This is a genomic window from Empedobacter sp. UBA7248, from assembly GCF_002472945.1.
Classification (GTDB): Bacteria; Bacteroidota; Bacteroidia; order Flavobacteriales; family Weeksellaceae; genus Empedobacter; species Empedobacter falsenii_C.
In genome coordinates, this window is record NZ_DKSU01000006.1 from 56,379 (window position 1) to 75,541 (window position 19,163).

Consider the following 19,163-nt stretch of genomic DNA (forward strand, 5'->3'; position numbering starts at 1 on the left):
TAAAAAAGTAAGTATTCAAAATAGTTTCAAATACTTACTTTATATTTCAAAATAAGTTCAACTTAAAACTTATTACGTATAACTCAGAACTATATTTTATAATTCGAAATCTAAACTAACTCCTAATTTTTTTGCAATTATAGAGTTTACTCTATTTGAGATTTGTGGAATTTGTACATGGCGCAAAGCGTCTGCAGCAAAGGCATACAATAACATTGCTTTCGCTTCTTTCTTCGGAATACCACGTTGTTGCATGTAGAATAAAGATTCTTCTTCTAATTGCCCAACTGTACATCCGTGAGAACATTTTACATCATCAGCAAAAATCTCTAATTGAGGTTTTGTATTAATTGAAGCTCCATCAGACAATAAAACATTATTATTTTGTTGGAATGCATTCAATTTTTGTGCTTCTTTGTGTACATAGATTTTACCATTGAAAACTCCTTGCGCTTTCTCATCGTAAATCCCTTTATACAATTCGTGCGACTCACAATTCGGGAAATTATGCTCCACAAATGTATGATGATCGATATGTTGTTTTCCATCAATCACAGTAATTCCGTCCATTACAGAGTTACAATTTTCTCCATTCTGGAAGAAATTTAAATTGTTACGTACAATTTTTCCTCCAAAAGCAAACGTAAATACATTGGCACGAGAATCTCTTTCTTGGTTGATATATGTATTGTCAACTAAAGAAGCATCGTTAGAATCATTTTGGAATTTGTACCAATGAATTTCAGAATTACGTCCAACATTCACCTCCGAAACAACATTTGTTAAATTTGCTTTTTCGTCTAATGTTTGATGTCTTTCGATAATTTGAACTTGCGCATTATCTCCAACTACAACCAAATTACGTGGTTGATACATTGCTTCTTGAGAAGCTCCTGTTGAGAAATAAACAATCTGAATTGGCTTAGATAAAATCACATTATTTGGAACATAAATGTAAGCTCCATCTTTTGCAAAAGCTGTATTTAAAGCAACTAAACTTTCACCTTTTTTCGCAATTTTTCCGTAATAATTCTCAATTACAGCTTGATGAGTTGTTTTATGCATTGCACTTGATAAGACACAAATATCAGCTTCATCATGTGTTGTATTTGACAAAAACGAAGAATATTTTCCGTTAATGAATACGATTGTGTATGTATCGATATCATTAATCAAATATTTCTTGATGTCTTTGTACTCTACTGCAACTTCGTCTTCTGGGAACAATTTGTAATCCACCTTCAACAAAGGAGCAAGATTTGTATATTTCCATTCTTCGTCTTTACGTGTCGGAAAACCTTTTTGATTAAAGATTTCGATGGCTTCTTGACGTAAACCTTCGATTCCTTTATTCACTTTGTTTTTTTCGTTGAACACTAAATGACGAGAAACTAAATTTTCTTTTAAATCAATCATCTTTATAAGATTTTAGATTTTAGATTTCAGATTTTAGATTTCAGACTTTAGATTTTAGATTTTAGATTCTGGATTTAAAAATATTTTATAACCACTTTCTAACTTCTAATATCTAATATCTAACTTCTAATATCTAACTTCTAAATTAATTAGATTCCTGCTTCTTCTTTTACCCAGTCGTAACCTTTTGCTTCTAATTCTAAAGCTAATTCTTTACCACCAGATTTAATGATTTTTCCGTCTGCTAAAACGTGTACAAAATCAGGAACGATATAGTCTAATAAACGTTGGTAGTGTGTAATTACTAACACTCCATTGTTTTCATTTTTGAATTCGTTTACACCATCCGCAACAATACGTAAAGCATCAATATCTAAACCAGAATCAGTTTCATCCAAGATCGCTAATTTTGGGTTTAACATTAACATTTGGAAAATTTCGTTACGTTTTTTCTCACCTCCAGAGAAACCTTCGTTAAGAGAACGAGATAAGAAATCTTTCTTGATTCCTAATAATTCTGCTTTTGCACGAATTTCTTTCAACATTTCTGAAGCTCCCATTTCTTCTAAACCTTGCGCTTTACGCGTTTCGTTGATAGAAGTTTTGATGAAATTTGTTACAGAAACTCCAGGAATTTCGATTGGATATTGGAAAGACATAAAAATTCCTTTTTGTGCTCTTTCTTCTGGTGCTAATTCTAAGATTGATTCATTATCAAACTCGATATCACCATCCGTTACTTCATATTCTTCTTTACCTGTAATAACGTTAGACAAAGTTGATTTTCCAGCACCATTAGGTCCCATAATCGCGTGAACTTCACCTGGATTAATTTGAAGGTTTAAACCTTTTAAAATTTCGCGCTCTTCAATACGAGCGTGTAAGTCTTTTATATTTAATAACATAATCTAATTTGTAAATTAGTTAATGTGATAATTTTCTAATTATCTTGATTTTGATATTAGATGTCAGATTTTAGAATCTTCCAACTATATATCTATTTATTATTGTTAATTTCTAACTTCTCAATTCTAGTTTCTAAAAACTACCCTACAGAACCCTCTAACGAGATTTCTAATAATTTTTTGGCTTCAACAGCAAATTCCATTGGTAATTTGTCTAATACTTCGCGGCTGAATCCGTTTACGATTAATGCAATCGCTTTTTCTGTATCGATACCACGTTGATTACAATAGAACAATTGATCTTCACCAATTTTAGAAGTTGTTGCTTCGTGCTCTAATTGAGCCGATTTATTTTCAATCTCGATGTAAGGGAAAGTATGCGCACCACACTCGTTACCCATCAACAATGAATCACATTGCGAGAAGTTACGTGCTCCTTCGGCATTTTTCATCACTTTCACCAAACCACGATAAGAGTTTTGTGATTTACCAGCAGAAATACCTTTCGAAATAATTGTCGATTTCGTATTCTTACCGATGTGAATCATTTTTGTTCCTGTATCCGCTTGTTGATAATTATTTGTTACCGCAATTGAGTAAAACTCTCCTACCGAATTATCTCCTTTTAAGATACAAGATGGATATTTCCATGTAACAGCAGAACCTGTTTCAACTTGCGTCCACGATACTTTTGCATTTTTCTCACAAACTGCACGTTTTGTTACAAAATTGAAAACTCCACCTTTTCCTTTATCATCACCTGGATACCAGTTTTGTACTGTAGAATATTTGATCTCAGCATCATCCATAATGATTAACTCAACCACAGCAGCGTGTAATTGGTTTTCATCACGCATTGGGGCTGTACAACCTTCTAAATACGATACATAAGAACCTTCGTCCGCAATTAATAAAGTACGTTCAAACTGTCCTGTTCCTGCAGAGTTGATACGGAAATATGTTGACAATTCCATTGGACAACGAACACCTTTTGGAATATAACAGAATGATCCGTCCGAGAAAACTGCCGAGTTTAAAGCTGCATAAAAATTATCTGTTGGCGGAACTACTTTACCAATGTATTTTCTAACCAATTCTGGATGCTCTTTAATTGCTTCCGAAATTGACATGAAAATAATTCCTTTTTCTGCTAAAGTTTCGCGGAAAGTTGTTTTGACTGAAACCGAATCAAAAACCACATCAATTGCAACTCCAGATAAACGTTTTTGTTCATCTAAAGAAATTCCTAATTTCTCGAAAGTTTTTAATAATTCAGGATCAACTTCGTCTAAACTCGCTAATTCCTTCTTAGGTTTTGGAGCTGCGTAATATTGAATAGCCTGAAAATCTGGCTTTTCGTAAGTTACGTTTGCCCATTCTGGTTCTTCCATCTTAACCCAAGCACGGTAAGCTTCCAAACGCCATTCCGTCATCCACTCAGGTTCCTCTTTTTTGGCTGAAATAGCACGCACGATATCTTCATTCAATCCAACTGGGAATTCTTCATATTCCATTTCAGTCGTCCAACCAAACTCATATTGCTTTTGGCTAGCAAGATCTTCACGTAGATCGTCTTCTGTATATTTTGTGTTACTCATCTTATTATTTATAAAATGTATAGGTAAAATTAAACTGTAAAGGTTGCTGTTTATCAGCTTTATTTCCTAAAAAATTGAATTCTTTTAATCGTTGATTTTGATCTAAAATCACCTCAAATTGTGGTTGATCATTTTTCGAAATCTGATATTTATTTTGAGCAATTAATTTAATTTCTGACCAAGGTCCTTCTACCAAATTAATTCTTTCTGTTTTTGGCGCAACATCTGGCGTATATTCTTTTATTTTGAATGGCACCTTAAATGTTGAATTGCTATAACAAATCTTATTAATGTCTTGACCTAATGATTTTGTAATTCTACAATCATGCATTAATCGGTCTTCGAAACCAATTTTCTGCTCCATATAGGTTTTCTTCAACATCACATCTCCTTCTAACCAAATGATATCAAAAAGTTTATTTCCGTTTTTGACATACATATTTTCTTGGTCGTAAAAGAATTGATTTGTTTTTGCTTCACTTCCTTTTCTTGCTATTGTTTCGGCAGAAATTACACCATCTTTATACATATAACTTACTTTAGTTGGTGTTGCAACCTCATCTGTCAATTCAAAATCAAGAAGATTTCCTGTCGCATCATAATTTGCTTTGTACGCAACTTTTTTGTTTGATGCATTGGTAATGGTGATTGTTTTGATTTTTGATTCGTCTAAATCCAACGCTTTTATAAAAGGTTTTACATTAAACAAACCGAAAAATAGATGTTCTGAATAAGCTTTATTCAACTTTTTTGAAGATTCAGTTGGTTGAAAAACCATCAAATCTTTTTCTACAATTGTATTTTGTCCAAAAGCGACGAAACCAATCAAAAACGTAACGAATAAAGCTATTTTTTTCATCTTAAACTGCAAAACTTTCTCCACAACCACACGTGCGCGATGCATTTGGATTATTGAATACGAAACCTTTCCCATTCAATCCTCCTGAATATTCTAATGTCATTCCAACAAGGTATAAAAATGATTTTTTGTCAACCAAAATTCTTACGCCATTGTCGTCAAACAATTTGTCATCTGCACTTTGTTCTTTCGTAAACTCTAAATTATAGTTTAAACCTGAACATCCTCCACTCGTAACTCCTACGCGAACAAAAGATTCTTCGATAGAAGTTCCTTCTTCTTGTAAAAGTGAAATTATTTTATTTTTTGCTGATTCTGAAACCTTAATCATTTGATTCTAATTTTATATTGCAAAGATACTTATTTAAAATGACTTCAAATAATGAACGATATAAATATTAACAATCGCTTAAGTTATATTATTTATCGCCAACTTACAATTTGATCAAATTACTTCAATCCCAATTTGTTTCGTGTACGTTTCAATACTTTTTGTGCAACATCTCTTGCCTTCAATGCTCCATTTTCTAAAAATGCATCCAAAGTCACTTTATCATTCATCAATTCATCAAACTTAGTACGCGCATCTGCATATTTTTCTAAAATCAATTCGTATAAAGCCTGTTTTGCATGACCATATCCGTAACCTCCATTCAAATAATTTTGACGCATTTCCTCTATTTGTTCTGGCGTTGCCAATAATTTGTATAAAGCAAAAACATTGTCTGTATCTGGATTTTTTGGATCTTCTAATGGCGTTGAATCCGTTTCAATCGACATTACTTGTTTGCGCAATTGTTTTTCTGGTAAGAAAATATTGATGAAATTATTTCTTGATTTAGACATTTTGTTTCCATCAGTTCCTGGAATCAACATAATATTTTCGTCGATTGCAGCTTGCGGTAAAACAAAAGTTTCTCCCATTTGATGATTAAATTTTTCGGCAACACTACGTGTAATTTCCAAATGTTGCAATTGATCTTTCCCAACTGGTACAACTTCTGCATCATACAATAAAATATCCGCAGCCATCAAAATTGGATACGTAAATAATCCAGCATTTACATCTGCTAAATAATCTGCTTTATCCTTGAAAGAATGCGCTAAAGTAAGACGTTGAAATGGAAAGAAGTTCAATAAATACCATGTTAATTCTGTTGTTTCAGTCACATCAGATTGACGGTAAAAAACTACTTTCGAAGGATCTAAACCTAATGCCAGCCAAGTTGCAGCCACTTCGTACGTATTTTGTTTTAACACTTCCGCATCTTTAATTTGCGTTAAAGCGTGTAAATCAGCAATAAAAATGAAAGAGTCATTTCCTTCTTTCTCCGTTAATTCGATTGCGGGAGAAATTGCTCCTAAAATATTTCCTAAGTGCGGAGTTCCAGTAGCTTGAACTCCTGTAAGTATTCTTGGCATTTGTTTAAAAATTTAAGAAGCAAAGATAAACTTAATCAACGAAATGCACCAATTGTAACGAGAAGTTTATTTGAATTAATTGACAAGAATGACGAAAAACATATGGATCAACTAAAAAAGCTTCCCTATTTGTCGAAATGGCCAAGTGATTGTGCGACCTACTTTTCTTAAAATAGTTGGAGATTTATAATAACTTACAACTGCAGCACCTAAAGTAACTTCACTTGCTTCGTTATTACTTATTATTTTTTGACAAACTTCGGGATTACTAAAAGTAAATGACTGAATTTTATCGACAGAATATTCTTTGTATTCAATTTCATAATTTGATTGTCCTTTAGGAACTTTCAACTCAAACTTGCCGTTGTCGTCTGTATAAACCATTTTATTAGAATTCTTTAAATTAACCTCAGCATCAGCAACTGGAAAATTATTATTATCATTAATAATTCCTTGTACAATAATTGAGTCATTTTCGGTTTGTGCTTTTGTAATAGTTGAAAAGCTCAAAAATCCAACTAAAGAAGAAAGTTGTAACCATCTTTTGGATTGATTAGAAATAGATTTTGAAGCTTCGTATGAATTAAACTGTTCTAAATTTCTAGTTTTAATTTTTACACAAGCGGCAGGATTATCATTCAGAAAAGTTTTTAATTCTTTGAATGAATAATGATCCAAATCGTGAACACATTTTGAACAAACATCACAAAACTTTTGTTGCGAATCTGCATCCTTCATTTCGTCCCAATTCTGATTACATTTTTTATCAATTTGTAGCTGCATAAAAATCTACTTTTCAATAAAATTAAACTTTTTTCGAAAACTTTTCAAACCTCAACCAACCTTTTTGCAAAAAGATGAATCTATAAAGAAAAAAGATTCATTAACCTTAAATTATATTGATATGAGTAACAAAGCTTTTTTAGACATTCTTTTCGAAAATCGAAACAAAGAATATGGTGCTTATCAACTGAGACAAGTTGCAAGCCAAGATTTGATGAAATCTCTTTTTGTAGGGATTGGTATTGTTGCATTAATTACTGGTGGAACTATTTATGCAAATAATAGAACAATGCAAAAGTCAACAATTATATATGATGATTTTGTAACGGTTGATCTTACAAAAGTTGATGATGTAGAACCTCCAAAAAAAGAAGAAGTAGTTCCTCCAAAAGAAGATCCACCGATGGAAGAAAAAACAATTCAATTGAAAACAGATCAGGCGAAACATATTATTCCAACTCCAACAGAAAGTCCAAAAGTTGAAGAAACTATAAAATCTGTTGATGAACTGAAAGGAAAAGATTTAGGCGCTTTTGATAGAGATGGTGATAAATCGAATGGACAAGTTGGTGGAGGCAAAGAAAGTGACGAAGGGAATAAAGTAGGTAAACAAAATACAGACATTCCAGAAGGACCAAAAACACCAGATCCTGTAAAACCTGATGTTGCAATTACAGCAAAAAATGCTGCGGTGATGGCAATTTATCCTGGTTGTGAAAGCGAAAGCAAAAAAGGAAATGCTGCTTTGACAAAATGTATGAGTGATAAAATCTCGAAAGAATTGGGTGGAGAATTAAGTGATTTTGCCGAAACTGCTTCTCGAAATAATATTGGTTCAGCGGTTGCGAAAATGCAATTTATTGTAAACAAAAATGGAGAAATTTCGCAAGTAAAACCGTTAAGCGGAAGTAATCAAGATTTAGGGAAAGAAGCTAAATCTGCGTTGGAGCGTATCAATAAACAAATTCTAAGAAAAGGTAAAAAAATAACACCTGCAAAATTAGAAGATGGTTCTGATGCAAATTTAATTTTCTCAATTCCTGTTAGATTTCAAACAAACGAATAATTAATAATACTTTTCTTTCTGAAACCATTGCATTCATTTTTTTGAGTGTGATGGTTTCTATTGTTTAAGAAATTGAATATCTATTCAGAAAAAGTTCCTTTAAATGCATATTTGTCGTATAAAATTTAAGTTTTAAGTCAATCTTAACACAATAAAATTGTAACTTCGTCGCGAATTATGAATAAGAATATTGTTTACGGATTGATTGGTTTCGGTTATTTTTTGATCGGAATTTTTACTTGGAAATATCAGTTTTTCATCATCAAATTAGATGAAACAAAAGCGATGTTATTGGGTATTTTATTTATTGTTTATGGCGCTTTTCGTGTTTATCGCGGTATAAAATCTTATAAAAATGATCAAGAAAATTAGTTTACTTTCACTTTCGGCCTTTCTTATTTTTTCTACTTTTAGTTGTAAAGACAAGGAAAAACCAACAAAAGCAGAACAAAAAACTGCTGTAAAGCGCGCTTTGCACGAATATGGAGATTTAGCAATGACGGTAGATCCAAGTTTTAAGAATTTGGCGCAGTCGTTGGCAGATATGTACATGGTTGATTATCCTGATGTAAAAATTACGATTAACGAAGAGATTGAAGAAAAAGCAATCAAAGATTTTTACGAAGGTAAAATTCCTCTGTTGATGGTAAGTAAACCGCTTACAAACGCACAACAACAACATTTATTCGATAAAACAACAACCAAATACATTTCGTCTGTAATTGCTTTGGATGCTACAGTTTTTATTACTTCTATTGATAATCCAATCAATTCTATTACGGTAAATGATATTAAGGATAATTTGTACAAAAAAGATCCAAAAATAACATTTGTTTACGATCATCCAAACTCAGCGAATTTCAACACAATAAATGATAAACTCAAATTATCTGTAGAAAATGGTGCAAAAGTAACAGCGATGGGTGATGCTGAGAAAGTAATTGATTTTGTGCAAAAAGATAAAACTGCAATTGGGATTATTGGATTGAATATTTTGAGTGACAAAGGAAATCCAAAAGTTGAAGAATATCTTAAAAAGGTAAAAGTATTATCAATCGCAGATGACAAAGGAAACTTGGTGTTGCCAACTATTCCGAATTTGAAATTTGGTGTTTATCCTTTTTATCGTCAAATTTATATTTTGAAAAATGAAGTTGGTTTTGGAATTGGAGCTGGTTTCACAAGGTTTGCTGGTTCGCAACGTGGACAAAAAATTGTAACGCGCGAAAGTCTTCAACCTTATTATATTTATAAACGTGAAGTTCAGATTAACAATTTAGAACAACCCTTACAATAAAACAGAAAACCTTCCGAATTGGAAGGTTTTTTTACTTTTTAACGAGTATTAAAATCGTAATTTATAAATTTTATAATCATCAATTTATGGTGAAAAATTCTTATATAATTCTTTTCATTAATCAAATCTTGCTCCCCAAGGATTTTGCAAATCGAACCCTAAACTAAATAACATTCCGTTCTTGCGACCATCAACTTGATAATCTGACAAGCCAATATCGTAAGAAATTCCAGCTTTTAAAGAACCAACTTTAAACTTTAGAATTGGAGAAACAAACAACGGATTGCTATTTTTAGAATCCATTCCTTGCTTGTACCCTACTCCAATGTCTACACCTTGATTATTGTCTCCAAAACCAATATGCGACATCAAATTGATATCCAAATGACGCTCCGAATTCGAGTTCAAATTATACACCAAAGAAGGTTCTAACGCAATTCCTTCGGAAACGTTCCATTTATATCCAACATTGAAATAATACCACGTTGGCAAAGGTTCTACATTGTTAATATAATACACATTTTGGCTCAATGGAATATCCAAAACTGACACTCCAGCAGAGAAACCAGCATATTTGAAAGACAATCCCAAATTCGCAAAATAAGTAGAATATTTATCTTCTTGTAAAGCAGGATCATTTGGATCTTCCGCAATAATTTTTGAATAATCAAAACGTTGCGAAACATTAGAAGCTCCAACTCCAAACGAAAAAACATTGATTTCGTCTCCATCATAACTTCTATCATCAATAGGAATGTGATAAGCCGCATTAATTCCGAAACCAGTCATTTTAACTGCTCCATTTCTATCGTTAAAAAATTGCATTCCCACTGCCAAACGATCTACAATAATTCCGTGCGCACTTACCGTTTGTGTACTTGGACTTTCGGGCAAATCGTCCCACTGATTGCGATGGGTTCCTGTTATAGAAATCACGTTCGGATCTTGTCCTGCATACGAAGGATTAATCAACATTTTATCACTCACCAAATAGTGATTGTAAAAAGGTAACCCTTGTTGTGCTTCTACTTTCGAAAGTGAAAATAGTGTTAATATGAATAGTGTGATTTTTTTCATAAATATTTTTCAATCAATTAATTGATTTTTCGTTTAACTAATATACTACCAGAATATAAAACTTGCAAATCGTCTGATTGCTTCGAGAACTCTAACAAATACCAATACGTTCCATCTGCAACAGGTTTGCCATTCAGCGTTCCGTCCCATTTTATAATATCTGTTCCTTCTTGCGACAATATCTGTTTTCCGTAACGGTCAAAAATAATCAATTTGTACGAATTTGATGTATCAGTAACTTTACCATCTTTTGTCATTGGTTGCCAAATATCATTAAAACCATCATTATTTGGCGTTACAACATTTGGTAAAGCAAGGTAAATAACATTTTTACGCTCCGAAACTCCGCAATTATTCAATCTTACTCTTACTGTAAAATTATTATTTTTGATATTATCTGGAATAATTAATTCATTCTTTGTTTGCCAATCTACGATTACATTTCCTACAGAATCAAACAACGCATATTCTAACTTTCCATTTCCTTTTGCAGAAACAATAACGCTCTTTTCGTTAATGGTAATTTTGTTAATAGTTGGCGTTTCTGAGTTTGTCAATTTCAAAATAAATTCTTTCGGACAACCTGAATTAATATTTTTAATTGTAATCGTATAATCACCAACTCCTAATTCATATTGATATGCTGAAACTTTAATAACATCATTTCCAACAACCGAAAAATCATATTGAGTAACGTCTAATCCTTTCTCTTTTGTTAATTGTTCAAAATCTAACTCATATTTTGTAGCAGAACAAATTTCAGCAGAAGTCGGAATAGCAAAGTCTGGTAAAGCATTTTTTTGATAATAGAATTTTATTTTTTCTGTTCCACAATAATTTGGATCTTCAAAAACAATCTCAACAAATCCATTATTAGAATTGAACATCGTGTAAATTTCGTCAACCGTAGATTTCGCTACTAAAGTTGGATATTTTGATTTAATGTAATCTAAAATATCTTCTATTTGATTTTTTGCATTTGCATCATCTCCTTCGCAAAAAATAACAGGATAATCTTTTGTATACGTTTCTAAAGTAGCTTTATCAACAACTAAATCTTGTTTTTTATTGATAACAATATCTTTTTCGACAAAACAAGAATTGTCTAATTTATTTTTGAAAAGAACTTTTACAATCGCTTTTCCACTTGTATCGAAAGTTAATGGTGTTGAATTATTATACAAAATTTCATAATGATAATCAACAATAGAATTTGCACCAAATAAATCACTCAAAACTTGTGCATCGATTGTAATTTTATCATCACAATCAGCCATTAATGAAGTAGAAGCTTCTCTAACATCTGGTTTTGTAATCACTTGTAATTTCAATATCATTTCCTCTGACCAACACGCTTCACCCGTTTTTTGAACTTTAAACGAAATTGTTTTGGATTGATTATCTGCAAGCGTTTCACTAGAAATTCCTTGAAATGCAGAAACTGAAGTTCCTAAAACTGTTTTTAGATAACTCTCTATGTCAGCTTTCTGAAATATGTAACCTGCTCCTACTTCAGCACATGTAGAATTTAAAGTCTGAATATTATCAACCTTAACAAAAGTTGATTCATCCAATTTAAAACCCAATTCAACATCTGTATCACAAATTGTATTTCCATTATCAACAGCTAACGCTTTTACAATGATTTTTCCTATTTTATTTGTTTTGATGTAATTAAATAAATCTGCTTGCGAAATTTCTACAAGACCATCTGCTTGAAAAAATCTTAAATGATACGAATTCCCATTTTGAATTTTATTAATTGCATTATCTAATTTAGGTTGATCAAAATCTGCTAAACAAATTCCATTAATTGAATCATCCACAATCTTTGCTGGAGAAGTTTTAGTAACTACAAAATCAACCTCATCACTTTCGCAACCTCCTCCTGTTCTTGATTTTATTTTAATTTTATACGTTAAAGTTGTCGTAATTACAGTTGATTGTCCATCAGAAATCGGTAAACCGCCTAAGGTTACAATTACGTCAAAAGCATTTTTATCTTTTCCTAGCTTAGAATAAATTCGATCAAAATTTATTTTATAAGAAGAATCACAAGTTGCATCAGAAATATCATCAGTCAAAATTGGTTTTCCCTGAACTAAAGGAATTGAAACTTCATTAGAATCGATTGGACAACCGCCTCCGTAATGAACTTTTATTTTCATCGAAGTGTTTAGACCAACTGCTAAATTTACCGTTTGTCCAGGTGTATAATTTGTTCCATCGATAACTATTGAAGAGATTGAATAATCTGTATTTACTACAGTAAAAAGCTTCTTCAATAAATCTGCTTCACTTGGAATAGTGTAGCTTATTGTACACGCATATTCAGTTTCAATATTAGTTTTAAAATTAAATTGATGTTCTGGAATAAAAGCAATCGGAATTGTATAAATAAATTTTAGATTTCCAGAAGAATCTCTTACTTGCGCATATAGTGTAGTATCTGAACTTATACTAGTCCCTATCGGGATCTCTGTACTAAATGTATTATCTGTAAATAATTTTATATCATTAAAACCAGAATCACTTTGTATAGCATTATAAATTTGACTTGCTGTATAAGATTGACCAAAACATAAATTATTAAAAGTTGTAATTGTTCTCTCTTCAGCTACATTTACTTTTATATCAAAAGGCTCTGTATCACTACCTCCATAAACTGCAATTACTACTGTTTCATCTTTTCTCAAAAGTTCATTCCCTTCAAACGCTTTTGCATAACCATTTCCTCCAGAAGCTCCATAACTTTCACACAAATTAGGATCACCTTCTTTCATTCCTTTATTATTAACACTTCCTTCTACAGCTCTATTAGCTTTTATAGTAGCACTATTTCCCACAAAGACATCATTTGCAATGTTACCTTTTGGTAATTTCCATACTAAAAATTTAAAATCTGGTTTATTTGCAATCAAATCAAATGCAAAAACCATATCAAAATTAGCTTTAAATGAGAAATACTTATATACGTAGGTCGTATTGAATGCACATCCATCTACAGCAATTGGAGAAAAGTTATTATTACTTGTATAGATATCTAATGTTTGATTCTTAAAAGTAAAACCTCCTTCTAATGGATAAATTGTAGGTCTTTGCCCCCAAACAACCACACTAATCATCAACAGTAAAAAGTAAAAAATCTTTTTCATACGTCTTTCATCATCTATTTTAGAATAACGCAATTTACTTTAGAATATTCTATCAACCATAATGTTTCTAATTTTACTGAGATAAACTATCTTTGCAACCTGAAAATTTGATTAAGATGTCTTTAGAACAAGAAATAAATAAAAGAAAAACCTTTGGAATTATTGCCCATCCCGATGCTGGTAAAACAACTTTAACAGAGAAGTTATTACTTTTTGGAGGTGCAATTCAAGAAGCTGGAGCTGTAAAAAGTAACAAAATTAAAAAAGGTGCAACGTCCGATTTCATGGAAATTGAGCGTCAACGTGGGATTTCTGTTGCAACTTCTGTTTTGGCTTTCGAGTACAAAGGAAAAAAGATTAATATCTTAGATACGCCTGGTCACAAGGATTTCGCCGAAGACACTTTCCGTACGCTAACTGCCGTAGATTCTGCGATTGTGGTAATAGACGTTGCAAAAGGGGTTGAGGAACAAACAATCAAATTGGTAGAAGTTTGTCGTATGCGAAAAATTCCGATGTTGGTTTTCATTAACAAAATGGACCGCGAAGGAAAAGATGCGTTCGATTTGATGGACGAAGTTGAACAAAAATTAGGCTTACAGGTTACTCCTCTTTCTTGGCCAATTGGTATTGGAGCAACTTTCAAAGGAATTTATAATATTTGGGAGAAAAATATCAATATTTTTTCTGGAGATAATAAACAAAAAATTTCTGAAACAACGAAAGTTGAAGATTTATCAAGTCCAGATTTAGACACATTAATTGGAACAACTTACGCAGAAAATCTTCGTAATGAAATTGATTTGATTGATGGAGTTTATCCAGAATTTGATATGCAAGAATATATGGACGGAAATTTACAACCTGTATTTTTCGGTTCTGCTCTTAACAATTTTGGTGTTCGCGAATTGTTAGACGCTTTCGTTGATATCGCTCCAACGCCTCAATCTAAAGAAACAGATTTGAGAATTGTTGAACCTTACGAAAATAAATTTTCTGGCTTCGTGTTCAAAATTCACGCAAATATGGATCCAAAACACCGTGACCGTTTAGCGTTTATCAAAATCGTTTCTGGAAAATTTGAACGTAATACCAACTATTTCCATGTTCGTCAAGGTAAAAACATGAAATTCGCTGCGCCAAATGCTTTCTTTGCTGATAAAAAAGAAGTGGTTGACGAATCGTTTGCGGGTGATATTGTAGGTTTACACGATACAGGAAACTTTAGAATTGGTGATACGTTAACAGAAGGTGAAAAATTCTCTTTCAAAGGAATTCCAGCTTTCTCGCCAGAACATTTCCGTTACATTAACAATGCTGATCCAATGAAAGCAAAACAATTAGAAAAAGGAATTGATCAATTAATGGACGAAGGTGTTGCGCAGTTATTTACATTAGAAATGAACAATCGTAAAGTTATCGGAACGGTTGGTGCACTACAATACGAAGTAATTCAATATCGTTTGGAGCATGAATATGGTGCAAAAGCGACATACGAACCTTTCTCTGTTCACAAAGCGTGTTGGGTAGAAGTTGACGATGAAAAATCAGAAGAATTCTTAGAATTCAAACGTGTTAAACAACGTTATTTAGCAAGAGATAAATTCAATCAATTGGTATTTTTAGCAGATTCTGCTTTTACAATTCAAATGACGCAAGATAAATTTCCATCAGTGAAATTGCATTTTGTAAGTGAGTTTTAAATTTTGGTCAGATAATTGAATTAACGACTGAAATATTTTTTAGAAAAAAATCTAAATGAAAAAGATCATATTAAGTTTAACATTGATTTCAGCGTTTGCAGCAAATGCAAAAGCACAAGATTTACAATCAATTTTTGGAACATTAAAAAAAGAAGTCGAAAAAGTAAATACTCAACCGACAACACAAAATAATTCAACTGTAAAAGTTGTAAATAGTTCAACTGAATCTAAAACAATTTCTACTGAATCCTTAACAAAGTTAAATGGTTTATCTAACGCAACCGTTGCCTCTGGATTAAAAGAAGCTTTGTCATTAGGATTAACGGACGGAATAAAATCATTAGGCCAAAAGAATGGTTTTTACAATAATTCAGTTGCGAAAATCTTGATGCCAGAAGAATTACAAAATGTAGAAAAAACTTTGCGTTCTTTGGGTATGGGAAGTTTGGCAGATAAAGGAATCAAACTATTGAATTCTGCTGCTGAAGATGCTGTTTCTGAAGCTGCTCCTATTTTCGTAAATGCAGTAACATCGATGACTATTACAGATGCGAAAGATATTCTAGTAGGAGGAAATAATTCGGCTACAAATTATTTAAAACTAAAAACAACATCTGATTTAACAAAGGCTTTTCAACCAAAAGTGGAAGCTTCTTTGGGAAAAGTTGGTGCGGATAAAGTTTGGAATAATTTGATTACAAAGTATAATACGTTAACTGGAAATCAAATCGATCCAAATCTGAATGCATATGTAACACAACAAACAATAAATGGTGTGTTTAACATGGTTGCAGAAAAAGAAGAAGGAATTCGTGGAAATAAAGCGTTGCGTACAACATCATTGTTACAGCAGGTTTTTGGAGCACAAGACAGTAAAAAGTAAGATATTATGTCATCCTGAACAAGTTCAGGATGATTTTAAATTAAAAAATCCGCTCAATGAGCGGATTTTTTAATTTGTAATAAAATATATCATTTCCTATTAAGCTTCACAAGAAGAACAAGAAACTAAGTTTGCAACTAATTCCTTAGAAACTGATTGTGAACGCTGATAGTACAATGTTTTAACACCTAATTGCCAAGCTTCGATCATCAAACGGTTAACTTCCTTCACAGGTAAATCTGGCGGAATATTTAAGTTTAATGATTGTGATTGATCTACATATTTTTGACGAATTGCTGCTTGTTGAACAATTTCTAATTGAGAAATTTCTTTGAATGTTTTGAACACATCTTTTTCCTCTTTCGTCAATTGTTCTAAATGTTGCACAGAACCTCCATTCAACATGATTTCGCGCCAAATATCCTCGTTATCGATTCCTTTTTCACGTAATAATCTTGTCAAATATTTGTTCTTACGCATAAAGTTTCCTTTCGATAAACCTGCTTTGTAATAATTAGAAGCAAACGGCTCAATTCCTGGAGAAGTTTGTCCTAAAATTGCAGAAGAAGACGTAGTTGGTGCAATTGCACAAGTTGTTGTATTACGACGTCCATAACCTTTTAAAACTTCTGGTTCTCCATAAATACGCGCTAATTCTTCCGAAGCTTTATCCGCTTTAGATTGAATATGTTTGAAAATTTCTGTTGTGCGTAATTTCGCTTCCATTCCTTCGAAAGGAATCATGTTGCGTTGTAAATAAGAGTGCCATCCTAATACACCTAAACCTAATGCACGGTGACGTTTTGCAAAACGATTTGCTGATGCTAAATAATGATTTCCTTCTGTTTTTTCGATGAATTCTTGTAAAACTGCATCTAAAAAGAAGATTGCTAAACGTACTGCTTCTGTATCTTTCCATTCGTCGTACAACTCCAAATTCATAGAAGATAAACAACAAATAAATGATTCGTCCGCAGATGAAGGCAACATAATTTCTGAACAAAGATTAGAAGCGTTGATCGACATTCCTAAATCTTTGTAAACCTGTGGTTTATTTTTATTAACGTTATCTGTAAAGAATAAATATGGTAATCCTTTTTCTTGACGAGATTCTAAAACTTTCGCCCAAATTTGACGTTTATCCGCATCACCATCAATCATTTCTTGCATCCAATAATCTGGCACACAAACACCATAAAATAAATTCTGAATTGAACTTCCGATCGATTTAATTTTCAAAAATTCTTCGATATCATCATGGTCAATATCCAAATAAGCTGCGAAAGCTCCACGACGTGTAGAACCTTGAGAAACCACATTCATCGCCGAATTGAACAATTCCATAAACGAAACAGCACCACTACTCTTTCCGTTATCTGTAATTGCTGCTCCACGCTCGCGCAATTCACCAAAATAACCAGAAGTACCACCACCGATTTTAGTTTGCATGATAACTTCTCCTAATTTATGCGTAATTCCCTCGATACTATCTGGAATATGAACATTGAAACAAGAAATTGGTAAACCACGCTCTGTTCCCATGTTTGCCCAAATTGGAGATGATAAACTCATCCAACCTCTTTCTATCATTTCTTTGAAAGATTCTTGCAATTCTGGTTTGTATAAACGCTTTGCAGCCGCAGCTGTAATACGATCTATAGCTCCTTCAACTGTTTCTCCTTTCAATAAATAACCTCTATTCAAAATTTGTTCAGATTCAGAGTTTTTCCACCATAATTTTGGTGCTTCACCGTCAAAAAATATGTTTTGAATGTCGTCGTGTGGTATTGGATTCTCCATAGCTTTAGAATTTATAATGATGTGATATTGTTAAATAATTTTATTTATAGTTGTGTTTTTTATAAAAAGTTTTGGCGGTTTAAAATAAATCGTCTGCTGAAATACTTTTGTCGTGTTTAGTATAATCTACTGGTCTTTTTGCGAAGAAATCGTCTAAGCTACTTGCAAAAACTTCTTCCTCAAACCAAGCCATCGGCTTATATTGTTCTTGTGAAATATGAAATATTTTTTTGTATCCAATTTTAGCAATCGCTTCATCAATACGGTATTTCATATAGTTTAATAAATCTGCTTTTGAGTAATAACCAAATTCACCTTTCTCGAAAATCCAATCCAACATCATTTCTTCTTGGTCAATATAACCACGAACCGCAGTTTCTACCCAGTTTTGATCTAACTCTTCTGGTAATAAACCTTCTTCACGAATTTTATTAATCAAATAAATCCCAGCATTTGCGTGAATTTGCTCATCTGTAGATGTCCAAGCAATGATGTTTGCAGTATTTTTCATTAAACCGTCAAAACGTGTAAATGCCAAAATATTTGCAAATTTCGAGAACAACGAACTATCTTCAATAACCAATGCAAAGAACAATAATTTCTCTACAATTGATTTGCTCTCGTCGCGCATAATTTCGCCAACAAACGTATTATAGCTTTTGAAAATTGGATTTTGTAAGGCTACATTAAACTCATCCAAATAACCATTTACCTCCAAAATACGTGAATATGCTTCACTGTGTCTAAATTCACATTCTGCAAAAGTAGCTCCTAATCCATTCAATTCTGGTTTTGGAAAATAGTGATACAAATCTCCCCAAAATCCTTTTACCGTTACCTCAACTTGAGCAATTGATAAAATAGAACGTTTGTGAATTTCGCGTTTCGCATCATCTAAATTTGCATGATAATCTTGGATATCCGAAGTAAAATCTACTTCTCCATGTACCCAATATGCTTTTTGGATTGCTTCTGTAAAGGTTAAAATTTCAGGATATTCAAATGGTTTATAATTTATCCTTTTATCAAAAATAGACATAGTTTTTTGGACTTTTTAGATTAATAAACTTTGGTAAAAACGATTTTTTCTTCCAAATAAATTAAAGTTGGTTCTTTTATTTTATTTAGAAATTTGAACCTCAATAGGGTTACATTTTCGTTTCAATTACTCATCGATTCTTTCAAAATTAAGATAAGAT

At 32.2% G+C, this 19,163-nt stretch carries 16 protein-coding genes; 5 read left to right on the forward strand and 11 right to left on the reverse strand.

What is annotated here, in order from left to right; all coding sequences use genetic code 11:
• Window positions 1-96: 96 nt before the first annotated feature.
• The 7 genes from sufD to B4A23_RS05025 all read right to left on the reverse strand — a co-directional run bounded on the left by sufD (window position 97) and on the right by B4A23_RS05025 (window position 6,983).
• Complete coding sequence (gene sufD, locus B4A23_RS04995; RefSeq protein ID WP_291096327.1) at window positions 97-1,416, reverse strand: Fe-S cluster assembly protein SufD; 1,320 nt, start codon at window positions 1,414-1,416, stop codon at window positions 97-99.
• 149 nt (window positions 1,417-1,565) lie between these two features.
• Window positions 1,566-2,321 (reverse strand): Fe-S cluster assembly ATPase SufC, encoded by a 756-nt coding sequence (gene sufC, locus B4A23_RS05000; protein ID WP_038333580.1) that lies wholly within the window; start codon window positions 2,319-2,321, stop codon window positions 1,566-1,568.
• 140 nt (window positions 2,322-2,461) lie between these two features.
• A complete protein-coding gene (sufB, locus tag B4A23_RS05005) occupies window positions 2,462-3,919 on the reverse strand; it encodes a Fe-S cluster assembly protein SufB (RefSeq protein ID WP_291117608.1) in 1,458 nt (485 codons plus the stop codon).
• Between the two features lie 4 nt (window positions 3,920-3,923).
• Window positions 3,924-4,778 carry a hypothetical protein gene (locus B4A23_RS05010; protein ID WP_291117611.1) on the reverse strand — a complete coding sequence of 285 codons (855 nt, stop codon included), beginning with the start codon at window positions 4,776-4,778 and terminating at the stop codon, window positions 3,924-3,926.
• Window position 4,779: 1 nt separating this feature from the next.
• Complete coding sequence (locus B4A23_RS05015) at window positions 4,780-5,109, reverse strand: HesB/IscA family protein (protein WP_180906272.1); 330 nt, start codon at window positions 5,107-5,109, stop codon at window positions 4,780-4,782.
• Between the two features lie 119 nt (window positions 5,110-5,228).
• Window positions 5,229-6,200, reverse strand: a complete 972-nt coding sequence (gene trpS, locus B4A23_RS05020) for a tryptophan--tRNA ligase (RefSeq protein ID WP_280048961.1) — start codon at window positions 6,198-6,200, stop codon at window positions 5,229-5,231.
• A gap of 111 nt (window positions 6,201-6,311) precedes the next feature.
• A complete protein-coding gene (locus B4A23_RS05025) occupies window positions 6,312-6,983 on the reverse strand; it encodes a hypothetical protein (RefSeq protein ID WP_291117615.1) in 672 nt (223 codons plus the stop codon).
• Between the two features lie 121 nt (window positions 6,984-7,104).
• Here B4A23_RS05025 and B4A23_RS05030 point away from each other — a divergent pair, with 121 nt between their 5' ends.
• The 3 genes from B4A23_RS05030 to B4A23_RS05040 all read left to right on the forward strand — a co-directional run bounded on the left by B4A23_RS05030 (window position 7,105) and on the right by B4A23_RS05040 (window position 9,346).
• The gene (locus B4A23_RS05030) at window positions 7,105-8,049 is read left to right on the forward strand and encodes an energy transducer TonB (RefSeq protein WP_286484574.1); all 945 of its coding nucleotides are present in this window, start codon (window positions 7,105-7,107) and stop codon (window positions 8,047-8,049) included.
• A gap of 177 nt (window positions 8,050-8,226) precedes the next feature.
• Window positions 8,227-8,421 carry a hypothetical protein gene (locus B4A23_RS05035; RefSeq protein WP_038333573.1) on the forward strand — a complete coding sequence of 65 codons (195 nt, stop codon included), beginning with the start codon at window positions 8,227-8,229 and terminating at the stop codon, window positions 8,419-8,421.
• Window positions 8,405-9,346 carry a PstS family phosphate ABC transporter substrate-binding protein gene (locus tag B4A23_RS05040; RefSeq protein ID WP_291117619.1) on the forward strand — a complete coding sequence of 314 codons (942 nt, stop codon included), beginning with the start codon at window positions 8,405-8,407 and terminating at the stop codon, window positions 9,344-9,346. Before B4A23_RS05035 ends, B4A23_RS05040 begins: the two co-directional genes overlap by 17 nt.
• 117 nt (window positions 9,347-9,463) lie before the next feature.
• On the opposite strand, the gene B4A23_RS05045 is transcribed toward B4A23_RS05040, so the two are convergent.
• The gene (locus B4A23_RS05045; RefSeq protein WP_286475533.1) at window positions 9,464-10,423 is read right to left on the reverse strand and encodes a PorP/SprF family type IX secretion system membrane protein; all 960 of its coding nucleotides are present in this window, start codon (window positions 10,421-10,423) and stop codon (window positions 9,464-9,466) included.
• Between the two features lie 17 nt (window positions 10,424-10,440).
• The gene (locus B4A23_RS05050; RefSeq protein ID WP_291117623.1) at window positions 10,441-13,578 is read right to left on the reverse strand and encodes a T9SS type B sorting domain-containing protein; all 3,138 of its coding nucleotides are present in this window, start codon (window positions 13,576-13,578) and stop codon (window positions 10,441-10,443) included.
• Window positions 13,579-13,694: 116 nt separating this feature from the next.
• On the opposite strand from B4A23_RS05050, the gene B4A23_RS05055 reads away from it, so the two are divergent.
• Both B4A23_RS05055 and B4A23_RS05060 read left to right on the forward strand, forming a co-directional pair.
• Window positions 13,695-15,281, forward strand: a complete 1,587-nt coding sequence (locus tag B4A23_RS05055; protein WP_291117626.1) for a peptide chain release factor 3 — start codon at window positions 13,695-13,697, stop codon at window positions 15,279-15,281.
• A 55-nt stretch (window positions 15,282-15,336) separates the two neighbouring features.
• Window positions 15,337-16,164 carry a DUF4197 domain-containing protein gene (locus B4A23_RS05060; protein ID WP_291117629.1) on the forward strand — a complete coding sequence of 276 codons (828 nt, stop codon included), beginning with the start codon at window positions 15,337-15,339 and terminating at the stop codon, window positions 16,162-16,164.
• Between the two features lie 99 nt (window positions 16,165-16,263).
• On the opposite strand, the gene B4A23_RS05065 is transcribed toward B4A23_RS05060, so the two are convergent.
• Both B4A23_RS05065 and B4A23_RS05070 read right to left on the reverse strand, forming a co-directional pair.
• A complete protein-coding gene (locus tag B4A23_RS05065) occupies window positions 16,264-17,964 on the reverse strand; it encodes a ribonucleoside-diphosphate reductase subunit alpha (RefSeq protein ID WP_291117632.1) in 1,701 nt (566 codons plus the stop codon).
• A gap of 79 nt (window positions 17,965-18,043) precedes the next feature.
• Window positions 18,044-19,003, reverse strand: coding sequence for a ribonucleotide-diphosphate reductase subunit beta (locus B4A23_RS05070; protein ID WP_291117635.1), 960 nt, complete (start codon window positions 19,001-19,003; stop codon window positions 18,044-18,046).
• Between the last annotated feature and the right edge of the window lie 160 nt (window positions 19,004-19,163).